Raw genomic sequence first — 13,372 nt, forward strand, 5'->3', positions numbered from 1 at the left:
GGCGCGACTAGCGTCGGTGGGGTCGGCGTGGCCGTACCGTGCGGGGCGCCCGGGAGGTGAGCCGGATGACCGGATCAGCCGGCGCGCCGGTGGTCGTCGGCGTCAGCGTGTTGCCGCAGGCCATGGAAGTCGTCCGGGAGGCCGCCCGGGCGGCCGCCGCGCACCGCCGCGACCTCACCGTGCTGCACGCCTTCAACTGGCAGGCGGCGTTCGAGGCGGCCTCGGTCGCCGAGCCCCGCGCCGAGGCCGAGGAGCTGATCGCCCGGGCCGCCGCGACCGCCGCCGAGATCGAGCCGGAGCTGTCGGTCAGCGGCGAGATCGTCGAGGGCCCGCCGCTGGACGCGCTGATCCGCCGCTCCGAGTCGGCGTTCCTGGTGGCCGTCGGCGACGGCGGCATGACCGGGCGCGGGGACTGCGTACCCGCGGACGCGCCGGCGGTGCAGCTCGCCGCCCGCGCCGGCTGCCCGGTGCTGGTGGTCCGCCGCGAGCCGCCCGTCGCCGGGCCGGTGCTGGTCGGCGTGGACGGGTCGGCGAGTTCCCGGACCGCGCTCGACTTCGCCTTCGACTGCACCGCCCGCCGGGAGGCCCGGCTGCTCGCGGTGCGGGTCATCGAGCCGGGACGGGCCGACGACGGCGACGACGTGCTCATCGAAGCGGTGGCCGAGGTCGGGCGGCGCTACCCCGGCGTCGCGGCGGAGTGCCACACCGTCCGCGGCGACCCGGGCGCTGTCCTGGTCGAGCAGTCGCGGTCGGCCCAGCTGGCACTGGTCGGCGCCCGGGGTGACGAGCCGTGGCGCGGCATGCTCGGCGCGGTGAGCCAGACCCTGCTCTACCACGCGCCGTCGCCAGTCATCGTGGTCCGTGGCCTGACCGCCACACCACCGGACGGGCCGTGACGCCCCCCGGTCCCGGGACCAACGGCCCTGATCCACTCGCACCGGGCCGGGTCAAGCTAAACGGGCCCCGGGTGATATCCGCCTTCGGGCTGCAGAAGTCCCCGACGCGCGAGAGGCTATTGCAGCATGGACACCGCTCTCGACCTGCACAGCCCACTGACCGAAGACGAGCTGCGCCGGCTGGACGCCTACTGGCGGGCGGCTAACTACCTCACCGTCGGGCAGATCTACCTGCTCGACAACCCGCTGCTCCGTGAGCCGTTGCAGCCCGAGCACGTCAAGCCGCGGCTGCTCGGCCACTGGGGCACCAGCCCGGGCCTCAACCTGCTCTACGCCCACCTCAACCGGGTCATCGTCAACCGTGACCTGTCGGCCATCTACGTCACCGGCCCCGGCCACGGCGGCCCGGCCCTGGTGGCGAACACCTGGCTGGAAGGGACCTACAGCGAGCTCTACCACGCGGTGAGCCAGGACGAGCGGGGCATGGCCCGGCTGTTCCGCCAGTTCTCCTTCCCCGGCGGCATCCCGAGCCACGTGGCACCGGAGGTGCCGGGTTCGATCCACGAGGGCGGCGAGCTGGGGTACGCGCTGATGCACGCGTACGGCGCGGCCTTCGACAACCCGGACCTGCTGGTCGCCTGCGTCATCGGCGACGGGGAGGCGGAGACCGGGCCGCTGGCGGGCAGCTGGCTGTCCAACGTCTTCCTGAACCCGGCCCGCGACGGGGCGGTGCTGCCCATCCTGCACCTCAACGGCTACAAGATCGCCAGCCCGACGGTGCTGGACCGGATCCCCACCGACGACCTGCTGGAGCTGATGCGCGGCTACGGCCACCAGCCGTACGTCGTCGCCGGCGACGATCCGACCACCGTGCACCAGGCCCTCGCCGCCACGCTGGACCGGGCGGTCGACGAGATCGCCGAGATCCAGCGGCGGGCCCGCTCCGGCGGCACCGTCGAGCGCCCCCGCTGGCCGATGATCATCCTCCGTACGCCGAAGGGCTGGACCGGTCCCCGCGAGGTCGACGGCAAGCGGGTCGAGGGGACCTACCGGGCCCACCAGGTGCCCGTCTCGAAGGTACGCACGAACCCGGAGCACCTCGCCGAGCTGGAGCGCTGGCTGCGCAGCTACCGGCCGGAGGAGCTCTTCGACGCCACCGGCGCCCCGGTCGCCGAACTGGCCGCCCTGCCGCCCCGGGGCGACCGCCGGATGAGCGCCAACCCGGCGACCAACGGCGGCCGGATGCTGCGCGACCTGGAGCTGCCGGACTTCCGGGACTACGCGGTCGACGTCAAGCAACCGGGTACGCCGATGGCCGGGTCGACCGGCACGCTGGGCCCGTGGGTGCGCGACGTGATCGCCGCCAACCCCCAGACCTTCCGCCTCTTCGGCCCCGACGAGGTCGCCTCCAACCGGCTCGGCGCCGCCTTCGAGGTCACCGACCGGACGTTCGTCGCTGACACCTCCGACGGCGACGACCACCTCTCCCCCGACGGCCGGGTGATGGAGGTGCTCTCCGAGCACCTGTGCCAGGGCTGGCTGGAGGGCTACCTGCTCACCGGCCGGCACGGCATCTTCACCAGCTACGAGGCGTTCATCCACATCGTCGACTCGATGGTCAACCAGCACGCCAAGTGGCTCAAGGTCACCCGGGCCATCCCCTGGCGGGAGCCGCTGCCCTCGCTGAACTACCTGCTCTCCAGCCACGTGTGGCGGCAGGACCACAACGGCTTCTCGCACCAGGACCCGGGCTTCATCGACCACGTGATGAACAAGAAGGCCGAGGTGGTGCGGGTCTACCTGCCGCCGGACGGCAACACCCTGCTCTCCACCATGGACCACTGCCTGCGCAGCCGGCACTACATCAACGTGGTGGTCGCCGGGAAGCAGCCGGCGCCGAACTGGCTGACCATGCCGGAGGCGATCCAGCACTGCCGGCGCGGCCTGGGCATCTGGGACTGGGCCAGCAACGACGAGGGCAGCGAGCCGGACGTGGTGCTGGCCTGCGCCGGCGACGTGCCCACCCTGGAGACCCTCGCCGCGGCGGACCTGCTGCACCAGCACCTGCCCGAGCTGAAGGTGCGGGTGGTCAACGTGGTCGATCTGATGCGGCTCCAGCCGCCCTCGGAGCACCCGCACGGCCTGCCGGACAACGAGTTCGACACCATCTTCACCCGCGACAAGCAGATCATCTTCGCGTACCACGGCTATCCGTGGCTGATCCACCGGCTCACCTACCGCCGCACCAACCACGACAACCTGCACGTACGCGGATACAAGGAGGAGGGCACCACCACCACGCCCTTCGACATGGTGATGCTCAACGACCTGGACCGCTTCCACCTGGTCATCGACGTGATCGACCGGGTGCCCGGGCTCGCCTCGCGCGCCGCCCACCTGCGCCAGGAGATGGTCGACGCCCGGCAGGCCTGCCGGGACTACACCCGCCGGTACGGCGAGGACGACCCCCGGGTCGCCGAGTGGCGCTGGATCCGCGAGACCGATCCCGGCCTGCGCGGCGGGCAGTGAGCCGGCCCGGGGGAAGGTGAGCACGATGAGCGGCGACGAGATCCTGGTCGGCTACGACGGATCCACCGACGCCACCCTGGCGCTGGACTGGGCGTTGGACGAGGCGCAGCGCGGCGGCCGGCCGGTCCGCCTGGCGTACGTCTTCGAGTGGCTGACCGTGGCCGGCTGGATCGGCCCCGGGGTGGCCCCGGGGATCTGGCCCGACGAGACCGCCCGACGGCAGGTCGAGGAGCTGGTCCACAAGGCCGCGGCTGACGCCGTGGCCCAGCGGCCGGGCACCACCGTGCACGGCGAGGTGTACGACGGGCCGCCCGCCCTGGTGTTGCAGGAGCGCTCCGCCGACGCCGGGCTGCTGGTGCTGGGCAGTCGCGGGCACGGCGGCTTCGCCGGCCTGCTCGCCGGCTCGACCGCCGTCGCGGTGACCGCCCACGCGCACTGTCCGGTGGTGGTGGTCCGCGCCGGGCAGGCCACCGGGGCGGGACCGGTGGTGGTCGGCGTCGACGGCTCCGAGTCCTCCCGGGTGGCGCTCGGCTTCGCGGTCGAGAGCGCCGCGCAGCGCAGGGTGCCGCTGCGGGTGGTGCGGGTTGTCGCACCGCCGGCCGGGCGGCGGCGCTCGGACCACGACGAGCAGGCCACCGTCGCCGGGGAACGGGCCGCGGTCGAGGAGTCCCTCGCCCCGTGGCGGGACACCTTCCCGGACGTCCACGTCAACATCGAGGTGGCGCCCGGCAACCCGGCCGCCGCCCTGGTCGAGGCCAGCCGGAGCGCCCAGCTCGTGGTGGTGGGCAGCCGGGGCCTGGGCGGGCTACGCGGGATGCTGCTCGGCTCGGTCAGCCAGCAGCTGCTCCAGCACTCGTCCTGCCCGGTCGTGGTGGCCCGCGAACGCTGACGGTCCCGGCGCCGGCCCGCCCTGGTGATCGACGCCGGTTGCGGCGTGTCGCGGCCTCCCCGTCGCGGGACAGCGCGACACGCCGCATCCCGGTGTCGCTCGACGCCCGCCGGCGACGGGATGCCGGAGGCCGGCGGCGCCGGGCCTGCGTGGGCCGCGCCGGATCCGGGCATGACGAAGGATGGAGCCGTGACCCCACCACCGCGACCGCCGTGGTGGGCACGATGGAGAAACGGAAAGGTCGTGACATGAGCCACGAGACGCCGGGACAGGACCGCCCGCTGACCACCGCGCTCGCGGAGGCCGCCGCGACCGCCGGCTACGCCCCCTCGGTGCACAACACGCAACCGTGGCGCTGGCTGGTGCTGCCCGACGCCCTGGAACTACGGATCGTCCGGGACCGTCAGCTGACCGCCACCGACCCGGAGGGGCGGCTGCTGGCGGTCAGCTGCGGCGCCGCGCTGCACCACGCCCGGCTCGCGCTGGCCGCCGAGGGCTGGACGGCCGTCGTGGAGCGGCTGCCCGACCCGGCGCAGCCGGACCTGCTGGCCCGACTGACCGGGCTGGACCGGTCCGGCGCGGACGCGGACGCCATGCGCATGGTGCAGTGCATGCAGGTACGGCACACCGACCGGCGACCGGTCAGCGACGAGCCGGTCCCGACCGCCGCGATCGGTGAGATCAGCCGGGCGGTCGCCGCCGAGGGCGCCAACCTGCAGATCCTCGACTCCGACCAGGTGATGGAGCTGGCCGCCGCCGCCTCGCACGCCGGCACGGTCGAGGCGAAGGACCCGCAGGTGCGCGAGGAACTGGACTACTGGACCAGCCGGGCCGACGGCGGCACGGGACTGCCGCCGGAGGTGCTGCCCGAGCAGCAGCCGCAGACCACCGTCCCGGGCCGCGACTTCGGCCGCGCCGGCACCCTGCCGATCGGCCCCGGCCACGACAAGGCCGCCGTGTACGGCCTGCTCAACGGCGACGAGGACGAGCCGGACAGCTGGCTGCGCGCCGGCGAGGCGCTCTCCGCGCTCTGGCTGACCGCCACCCGCCTCGGCGTGTCCGTGGTGCCGCTCTCCGGCGTGGTGGAGGTGCCCGGCACCCGGCAGACGCTGCGCCACCTGCTCAGCGGGCTCGGCTTCCCGTACCTCGTGGTGCGGCTGGGGATCGCGGACCCGGCGCACGCGGGGCCGCCGCACACCCCGCGGCTCCCCACCGAGCAGGTGGTCGACACCTCGGCGGTCCGCGACCAGCAAACCTGACGATCTCGTGCCGGCGGCCACGCGGGCGATAGCATCGCCTGCGTGGCCGCCAGCACACCGACGCCCCGCAACGAGCCGCTCGCCCCCTCGCTGGGGCTGAGCCCGCTGTCCCGGGTACGCCTCGACGAGCTGCTCCAGGAGATGCTCGACCGGGTCGGCGAGGTGGTCACCAGCCGGGAGCGGCTGCGCGCCCTGCTGGACGCGGTGGTGGGCATCGGCTCCGACCTCGACCTGCGCAGCACCCTGCAACGGATCGTGCAGTCGGCCTGCGAACTGGTCGGCGCCCGCTACGGCGCGCTCGGCGTGATCGGGCCGGACCGGCTGCTGCACGACTTCATCATCCACGGCATCAGCGACGAGCTGCACGCCAAGATCGGCGACCTGCCGCACGGGCGCGGCGTGCTCGGCCTGCTGATCGACGAACCACGCCCGGTGCGGATGCCGGACATCACCCAGCACCCGAAGTCGTACGGCTTCCCGCCGCACCACCCACCGATGCACAGCTTCCTCGGCGTGCCGGTCCGCATCCGCGACCAGGTCTTCGGCAATCTCTACCTGGCCGAGAAGCAGGGCGCGTCGGAGTTCACCGAGGACGACGAGGAGATCGTGGTCGCGCTGGCCGCCGCGGCCGGCGTCGCGATCGAGAACGCCCGCCTCTACGAGCTGGCCCACCGGCGGGAACGCTGGCTGGCCGCCACCGCCGAGATCACCTCGGTGCTGCTCGGCGAGGTCCGCCGCACCGACGCGCTGGCGCTGGTCGCCCGGCGGGCCCGGGAGGTCGCTGAGGCGGAGTTGGCCCTGGTGCTGCTCTACGACGAGGACGCCGGCCAGTTCACCGTCGAGGTGGTCGACTCGGCCGACGGGGCCGACCGGCAACTGGTCGGCGCGGTGCTGCCGGCCGCCGAGACCAGCTTCGCCGGCCCGGTCACCGAGCACCGGCACGAGCTGGTGGACAACCTCGCCCAGGCCGCACCCTGGCCGACGCCGGTGGTCGCCGGCCCCGCCGTGGTGTCCCCGCTCGCCGCGGCGGACACCCTGCACGGCGTGCTGGTGATCGCGCACCGACCGGACTCCGCGCGGACCGTCGACGACGACGTACGGCTGCTGAGCAGCTTCGCCGGCCAGGCCGCGCTCGCCATGGAGCGGGCCCGCGGCCAGGAGGAACGGGAGCTGCTGGTGGTCCTGGAGGACCGCGAACGGATCGCCCGCGACCTGCACGACGTGGTGATCCAACGGCTCTTCGCCACCGGCCTGCAACTGCAGAGCGCCGCCCCGATGAACGCCCGGCCCGAGGTCGCCAAGCGGATCAACGCGGCCGTCGACGACCTCGACGCCACCATCCGGGACATCCGGCGGACCATCTTCGAGCTGCGCACCCCGATGAGCGCGGCGCTGCGCACCGAGATCCGGGAGGCCGTCGACCTGGCCACCGAATCGCTCGGCTTCCGCCCGGCCGTGGAGCTGGACGGGCCGATCGACAGCGCCGTACCGGAATCGGTCCGCCCGGACCTCACCGCCGTGCTCCGCGAGGCGCTGTCCAACGCCGTCCGGCACGCCGAGGCCACCCGGGTCGCCGTCGCCATCCGGGTCGACGCCGGGCGGGTCGCGCTCACCGTCACCGACGACGGCGTCGGCTGCGACCCCGCCGCCGCCCGCGGCGGGCTGGTCAACCTGCGCGAGCGCGCCGAGCGGCACGGCGGCGCGTTCCAGGTACGGCCGGCGCAGCCGCACGGCACCGAGCTGTTCTGGTGCGTCCCGCTGCGGGACTGACCCGGGCGTTCCTGGCGCGACGGCGCCCAGCGCCAGGCGTTCCCGGCGCGGCGTGGGCGCTCAGTGGGTCTTGCCGAGCAGGCGGGTGGCGAGCACCGCCGCCTGGGTCCGCCGCTCCAGACCGAGCTTCGCCAGCACGCTGGAGACGTAGTTCTTCACCGTCTTCTCGGCCAGGAACATCTTGCCGGCGATCTCCCGGTTGGTCAGCCCCTCGGCCACGTACTCCAGGATCCGGCGCTCCTGCTCGGTGAGCGTCTTGAGCTCGCGGGGCTGCTCGACGCCACTGCGGATGCGCTCCAGCACCCGGGTGGTGATCGCCGGGTCGAGCAGCGACTGGCCGGCCGCCACCCGGTGCACCGCGTCCACCAGGTCGGTGCCACGGATCTGCTTGAGCACGTAGCCGGCCGCCCCCGCCATGATCGCGGCGAAGAGCGCCTCGTCGTCCTCGTACGAGGTGAGGATCAGACCCTTGATCGAGGAGTCCACGGCCCGGATGTCCCGGCACACGTCGATGCCGTTGCCGTCGGGCAGCCGGGCGTCGAGGATCGCCACGTCCGGCCGGAGGGCCGGGATGCGGCGGGCCGCCTCCTGCGCGGAGCCGGACTCGCCGACCACTTCGATGTCGCCGCTGCTCTGCAGCAGGTCGGCAAGGCCACGACGGACGACCTCGTGGTCGTCGAGGAGGAACACCCGGATCATCCCTCGTTTCTACCCGCCCCGGCCGCGCCCCGCACGGGCCGAAGGTCCCCTACCTGACGCGGCATGGCGGGAAGGGGGACCCGGGCGGACGGGACATCCGGCCCTGCCCGGCTTCCCGGCCGCTGACGCACCGTGGAGGTGAACCAGCGAGGTCCGCCCCACCTGCCACGGAAGGAGCATCACCATGGACACCGGCTTCACGGTCGCGCAACTGCGGGCGGCCGCCGCGGACGCCGTCCGGGCACCTTCCCTGCACAACACCCAGCCGTGGCGGTTCCGGCTGCGCGACGGCGGCATCGAACTGTCGGTCGACCCGACCCGCCGGCTGCCCGCCACCGACCCGAGCGGCTGGGGTGCCCGGATCTCCTGCGGAGCGGCCCTGTTCAACCTGCGGCTCGCCCTCGCCGTCGCCGGCACCCCGGCCACGGTGCGGCTGCGGCCGTACCCGACCGAACCGGATGTGCTGGCCCGGCTGGTCCCGGACGCGCCCCGGCCCGCCACCCCCGCCGACCGCAGCCTGCACGCGGCGATCCCGCGCCGGTTCAGCAACCGCGCGCCGTTCTGGCCGGACCCGGTGCCCGCCGACGCCCGGTGGCGCCTCGGCGAGGCGGCCCGCGCCGAGCAGTGCTGGCTGGAACTGGTCATCGGCACCAGCGCGGTCAACGCCCTCGCCGAGGTCGCCCGCAGCGCCCACCGAGTGCTGGAACGCGACCCCGACTACCGGCGGGAGCGGACGGAGTGGATCCGCCGCGAGCCCGCGCCCGACGGGGTGCCCGCCGCCGCCGGCGGCCCGCAGAGCGAACCGCAGGACCTGCTGCCGATGCGCGGCTTCGGCGGCCGCAACCGAGCCCCCGGCCGGGACTTCGAGCCGGAGCCGCTGGTCGCCGTCCTCGGCTCTGCGGGCAACACGTCCGCCGACCAGATCCTGGCCGGGCAGGCCCTGCAACGGGTGCTGCTCACCGCGACCGACGCCGGGCTGAGCGTCTCCCTGCTGTCCCAGCCGATCGAGGTGCAGGGGGCACGCGAGGCGCTGCGGCTGTCGCTGGGCCGGTTCGGCACGCCCCAGATGGTGATGCGGATCGGCTACGGCCAACCCGGGACGGCCACCCCCCGACGCAGCGTCGACGACGTGCTCGACCTGCCCGTGGTGTCGGCCTGAGCCGTACCCCCGCCACCCGTGCCGCCCGTCGGCTGCCGGCCCCGCCCCCGTCGCCGGGGCCGGCAGCGTGTCGGTCCTACCCGGGGTGCGTCGGTGTCAGACCGGGCGGGGACTGCCGAGCAGGGCCGCCTCCCGCTCCGGGTCCAGCCCCACCGCCGCGCGCGCCGGCCGCCCGGCCCGCGCCGGCACCGACCCCACCTGCCGCAGCCACCGCCAGGTGTCGGCGACCGTCTCGGCCACCGGCCGGCAGGTCAGCCCCGACGCGTACGCCTTCTCCACGCCCCGCTCCTGCAACCAGCGGAACTCGTGACCGCGCGGCACCCAGACCGGCAGGTCGTTCCAGGGCACCACCCCGGCCGCCAGGATCCGCTCGGGTTCCGTCCAACGCAGCCGCGCGTCCGACCCGGTCGCCGCGACGACCGCCGCCAACAGCTCCCCCATCGTCGCGTGCCCGCTGCGGCTGATCACGTTGTACGCCCCGCCGACGCGCTCCGCGCCCCGGTCCAGCATCCAGCCCGCCAGGTCCCGCACGTCGACGTACTGGATCGGCAGGTCCTCCGGACCCGGCGCCAGCACGTCCCCGCCCCGGGCGACCCGCTCCAACCACCACGGCAGCCGACCGATGTCCTCCCCGGGACCGAGAATCAGCCCGGCCCGGACGAGCAACGCCGCGTCCCCGAACACCTCCAGTACGGCCCGCTCCCCGCCCGCCTTGTTGTGCGCGTAGTCCCCGTCGCCCGCGTCCGGCTCGGCGTCCACCACGGGCGCCTCCTCCCCGGCCCCGGCCGGCAGCGGGTGGGCGTAGACCGAACCGCTGGAGACGTAGACGTAGTGCGGCACCGACCCGACCAGCGCCCGGGCCGCGTCCCCCACCGCCCGCGGCGCGCCGTCCCAGGTGTCCACCACCAGGTCCCACTCGCCGCCCGCGAGCGCCGCCAGGCCGTCCGGCGCCGTCCGGTCACCCCGCAACCGGTGTACGCCCGTCGGCACCGCGCCGTGCATTCCCCGGTTGAAGACGGTCACCGACCAGCCTCTGCGTACCGCCTCGGCCACGGTCGCGCCGCCGACGAAGCCTGTTCCACCCAGCACCAGCAGTCTCATGCGTCCCAGCCTGTCCGGTCCCGGCCCCCGACGGACCCCCCGTTCACCGCTAGCGGATCTGCCAACGGCAGAATCCCGCCCCGCCGCCGCCGACCCGCTGGGCGATCGACTCCTTCCGACGGTCGCCGCCCGGCTCGACGCGACGTGTGCCGGCGCGTGGGTCGCCACGATCCGCCAAGGTCTGCCCGACAGCGGGCCTGCCGCCCCCGCACCCGTGCACTTCGGCCCGGCGACCGGCCGCGCCCCGTTTGCGGCGTGTCGCGCGTTCCGGCGCCCGGATCACCGCCACACGCCGCAAACCGCGAGGGCGACGAAGCCCTCCGGCCGGGCTGGTCGGCGTGCCCGGATGTCCCGCGGTGGATTGGCCTTGACGTGCCGGATGTCCGGTTACCGGGTCCGCTGACCGTGCCGGGATGTCCGGGTCTGGGCCGGCCAGTGGCGGTTCGTCCCGTGACCGGCGGCACTCTGGCGGTGGAATGGTGGCCGGGCCGGGGTCGTTACATCACCTGGACGATCGCAGCAGCACCCCGCTGGCCTGGCCCCATCACGTGGCCGGCCCGGGGATGGGCCCCGGAATGATGGTGGGCCGCCGGTCGTTACACATGGACCCGGCGCCGTGAGCCCCCCGCTCGCGAAGCCTGCCGGGGCGAAGACTTTCCCCTTTGATCTTTTTGAGCGCCGTCGTGGTGCTTGCGCGTGTCCGACCCCCCTTTGGGCACGTCGCCAACCCCCGAATGGAGCCACTCTGATGAACACCACCATTCTGCGGAAGAGCGTTCTGGGTATTGCTGGTCTGGCTTTCGCCGGTGGCGTCTTCGCCGGCCCCGTCACCGAAGCCCACGCCAACCCGGTCGACGCCAAGGCGGTCGCCGTGGTGCAGGCCGACAAGCCGGGTGTGGACAAGGGCAAGCTGATCCCGCACGGTGTGCAGGGCAAGCAGTCCCGCATCGACCTGGGCGACGAGCAGACGAAGAACGTGAAGGCGATCATCGCGGCGACGAAGAAGTCGGGCATGGATGAGCGGGCCGCCGTGGTGGCGATCGGCACCGCGCTGCAGGAGTCGAAGCTGGAGAACCTGGGTCACCTGGGTGCCCGTAACGACCACGACTCGCAGGGCCTGTTCCAGCAGCGCCCGTCCAGCGGTTGGGGCACGGTTGAGCAGATCACCGACCCGGAGTACTCGACGATGGCGTTCCTCAAGGGTCTGAAGCAGGTCGACGGTTGGCAGGACATGCCGCTGACCAAGGCCGCGCAGACCGTGCAGGTGTCGGCCTACCCGGACCACTACGCCCAGTGGGAGAAGCAGGCCGCCGACCTGGTCGCCAAGCACTGGAACAACTGACACGTGAACGATCAACGCTGGCCGGTACCCCGAACCCGGGGTGCCGGCCAGCGGCATATCCAGACCCACCGCCACTTCACCGGCGCGGGCGGGAGGGCTGCGGCACGGAGCGGTGGGCGCCCGTGATCGTCTCCGTTTGTGGCGTGTCGCGGTGTCCGAGCCCGGCGATAGGGCGACACGCCGCAATCGGAGTGGATCAGGCGACGGTCGATCGAGGCGTGACGGCGGGTGGACGACTCCACGCCGCGCCGACACCCGAGGGCGGCGGCAGACGCTGGGCGGGGGATCGGCGGCGGCGAGGGCCGCGCGGAGGTCGCCCGCGACGGGGGTGTGGCCCGCACCCACCGACCACCGCAACCCACGCACCGACAGCGAGAAGGACGGGCGCGGAGCAGCAGCCACAGGGGAAGAAACGACAGAAGCCCCGGCTCATCAGCCGGGGCTCCGTACGTCGAGCAAATGCCTGGTGGGCGATACTGGGTTTGAACCAGTGACCTCTTCCGTGTCAAGGAAGCGCGCTCCCACTGCGCCAATCGCCCGTGGTCGAGAGCGGACGACGGGATTCGAACCCGCGACCCTCACCTTGGCAAGGTGATGCGCTACCAGCTGCGCTACGTCCGCGTGCCGCCCGGTCTCCCCGGCGACGGGTTGAACTCTACCCGACGGCAAGATCGCCGGCTCCGCCGCCCCACCCCGCCCGCTCCGCCGCTGGTGATTGCGCTGGTAACCCATGGGGTACTGATTCACCTCGACAGCACACCGCATCCCCTGAAGGAGGCTGTCGTGGGTATCGGAACGAGTATTTTCCTGCTCGCCGCCGGCGCGATCCTGACCTTCGCCCTGGACGCGAGCGTCGGCGGCGTCGATCTGGACGTGATCGGCTGGATCCTGATGGCGGCCGGCCTGCTCGGTCTCATCATGACCGCGCTGGTCTGGGGTCGCCGCCGCCAGGTGGTCACCACCACCGAGCCGGTCGAGTACCGGCGGGTGGAGGAGCGCCGGGACATCGCTCCGCCGCTGTAGGGCGCATCACTACCTGGCCGACGGGGCTGATCGGTCGCGGGCGTACGACGGGGCGCCGGTCACCCACGGGTGGCCGGCGCCTTCGCATGCGGAGCCCCGGAAGGGCGGGGAAACGAAAAGGCTGGCCACCGAAGGTTCCGGTGACCAGCCTGATCATTCTGTGGGCGATACTGGGTTTGAACCAGTGACCTCTTCCGTGTCAAGGAAGCGCGCTCCCACTGCGCCAATCGCCCGTGCTCATACCGAGGTGGGGACGGGATTTGAACCCGCGTACACGGCTTTGCAGGCCGTTGCCTCGCCTCTCGGCCACCCCACCGAGGTTGCCCCCGTCATGCGTGGCGGCAGCTCCGAGCGGACGACGGGATTCGAACCCGCGACCCTCACCTTGGCAAGGTGATGCGCTACCAGCTGCGCTACGTCCGCTTGTCTCCGGCGTTCCCGGTGACGGATGAGAACTTTAGCCGAGGCACGGAAGAGTTGCCAACTCGGGGGTGCCCTCGGCGCGTCCCTGGCGGGGTTCCGCGGCGTGAGCGCGGGCACTCCCTGGAGCTTCCTAGGAGGCTGGGTGGGGTGGTCGAAGGGATTGCGGGGGGTCAGCCGAAGGGCCAGCTCGGGGGCGACGCGACGCGCCGAAGAATAGCTGTCCGGGTTCCGACTGTGGCACGCCCGACCGGCCGACTCGGTAACGCACTGTGGTCATATCGA

10 protein-coding genes and 5 tRNA genes are annotated in these 13,372 nt (G+C 73.3%); 8 read left to right on the forward strand and 7 right to left on the reverse strand.

Annotated elements, in window-relative coordinates; translation table 11 throughout:
• The first annotated feature begins 65 nt into the window (after nucleotides 1-65).
• The 5 genes from M2302_RS02185 (at nucleotide 66) to M2302_RS02205 (ending at nucleotide 7,343) form a co-directional block, all read left to right on the forward strand.
• On the forward strand, nucleotides 66-896 hold the full coding sequence (locus M2302_RS02185; RefSeq protein ID WP_280836293.1) for a universal stress protein: 831 nt from the start codon (nucleotides 66-68) through the stop codon (nucleotides 894-896).
• Between the two features lie 126 nt (nucleotides 897-1,022).
• A complete protein-coding gene (locus tag M2302_RS02190; protein WP_280836294.1) occupies nucleotides 1,023-3,425 on the forward strand; it encodes a phosphoketolase family protein in 2,403 nt (800 codons plus the stop codon).
• 25 nt (nucleotides 3,426-3,450) lie between these two features.
• Nucleotides 3,451-4,314: a universal stress protein gene (locus M2302_RS02195; protein WP_280836295.1), complete on the forward strand. Its 864-nt coding sequence runs from the start codon at nucleotides 3,451-3,453 to the stop codon at nucleotides 4,312-4,314.
• A 248-nt stretch (nucleotides 4,315-4,562) separates the two neighbouring features.
• A complete protein-coding gene (locus M2302_RS02200) occupies nucleotides 4,563-5,573 on the forward strand; it encodes a nitroreductase (RefSeq protein WP_280836296.1) in 1,011 nt (336 codons plus the stop codon).
• A gap of 96 nt (nucleotides 5,574-5,669) precedes the next feature.
• Nucleotides 5,670-7,343 (forward strand): GAF domain-containing protein, encoded by a 1,674-nt coding sequence (locus M2302_RS02205; protein WP_280836524.1) that lies wholly within the window; start codon nucleotides 5,670-5,672, stop codon nucleotides 7,341-7,343.
• Nucleotides 7,344-7,403: 60 nt separating this feature from the next.
• Here M2302_RS02205 and M2302_RS02210 read toward each other — a convergent pair whose 3' ends face one another.
• Entirely contained in the window at nucleotides 7,404-8,042 is a 639-nt protein-coding gene (locus M2302_RS02210) for a response regulator transcription factor (RefSeq protein ID WP_154942955.1), read from the reverse strand.
• Nucleotides 8,043-8,226: 184 nt separating this feature from the next.
• Between M2302_RS02210 and M2302_RS02215 the strand changes: the two genes are divergently transcribed.
• The gene (locus M2302_RS02215; protein ID WP_280836297.1) at nucleotides 8,227-9,201 is read left to right on the forward strand and encodes a nitroreductase; all 975 of its coding nucleotides are present in this window, start codon (nucleotides 8,227-8,229) and stop codon (nucleotides 9,199-9,201) included.
• A gap of 96 nt (nucleotides 9,202-9,297) precedes the next feature.
• Here M2302_RS02215 and M2302_RS02220 read toward each other — a convergent pair whose 3' ends face one another.
• A complete protein-coding gene (locus tag M2302_RS02220) occupies nucleotides 9,298-10,302 on the reverse strand; it encodes an NAD-dependent epimerase/dehydratase family protein (RefSeq protein WP_280836298.1) in 1,005 nt (334 codons plus the stop codon).
• A gap of 748 nt (nucleotides 10,303-11,050) precedes the next feature.
• Here M2302_RS02220 and M2302_RS02225 point away from each other — a divergent pair.
• Entirely contained in the window at nucleotides 11,051-11,644 is a 594-nt protein-coding gene (locus M2302_RS02225; RefSeq protein ID WP_280836299.1) for a hypothetical protein, read from the forward strand.
• 464 nt (nucleotides 11,645-12,108) lie between these two features.
• Here M2302_RS02225 and M2302_RS02230 read toward each other — a convergent pair.
• Together M2302_RS02230 and M2302_RS02235 are read right to left on the reverse strand one after the other, a co-directional pair.
• A tRNA-Val gene (locus M2302_RS02230) sits at nucleotides 12,109-12,183 on the reverse strand.
• Between the two features lie 9 nt (nucleotides 12,184-12,192).
• Nucleotides 12,193-12,265, reverse strand: a tRNA-Gly gene (locus M2302_RS02235).
• Nucleotides 12,266-12,427: 162 nt separating this feature from the next.
• Between M2302_RS02235 and M2302_RS02240 the strand changes: the two genes are divergently transcribed.
• On the forward strand, nucleotides 12,428-12,667 hold the full coding sequence (locus tag M2302_RS02240; RefSeq protein ID WP_280836300.1) for a DUF6458 family protein: 240 nt from the start codon (nucleotides 12,428-12,430) through the stop codon (nucleotides 12,665-12,667).
• A gap of 161 nt (nucleotides 12,668-12,828) precedes the next feature.
• On the opposite strand, the gene M2302_RS02245 is transcribed toward M2302_RS02240, so the two are convergent.
• The 3 genes from M2302_RS02245 to M2302_RS02255 form a co-directional block, all read right to left on the reverse strand.
• A tRNA-Val gene (locus tag M2302_RS02245) sits at nucleotides 12,829-12,900 on the reverse strand.
• Between the two features lie 12 nt (nucleotides 12,901-12,912).
• Nucleotides 12,913-12,983: transfer RNA gene (locus tag M2302_RS02250), tRNA-Cys, on the reverse strand.
• A 34-nt stretch (nucleotides 12,984-13,017) separates the two neighbouring features.
• Nucleotides 13,018-13,090: transfer RNA gene (locus tag M2302_RS02255), tRNA-Gly, on the reverse strand.
• Between the last annotated feature and the right edge of the window lie 282 nt (nucleotides 13,091-13,372).

This window comes from Micromonospora sp. A200 (genome assembly GCF_029893845.1).
Classification (GTDB): domain Bacteria; phylum Actinomycetota; class Actinomycetes; order Mycobacteriales; family Micromonosporaceae; genus Micromonospora; species Micromonospora purpureochromogenes.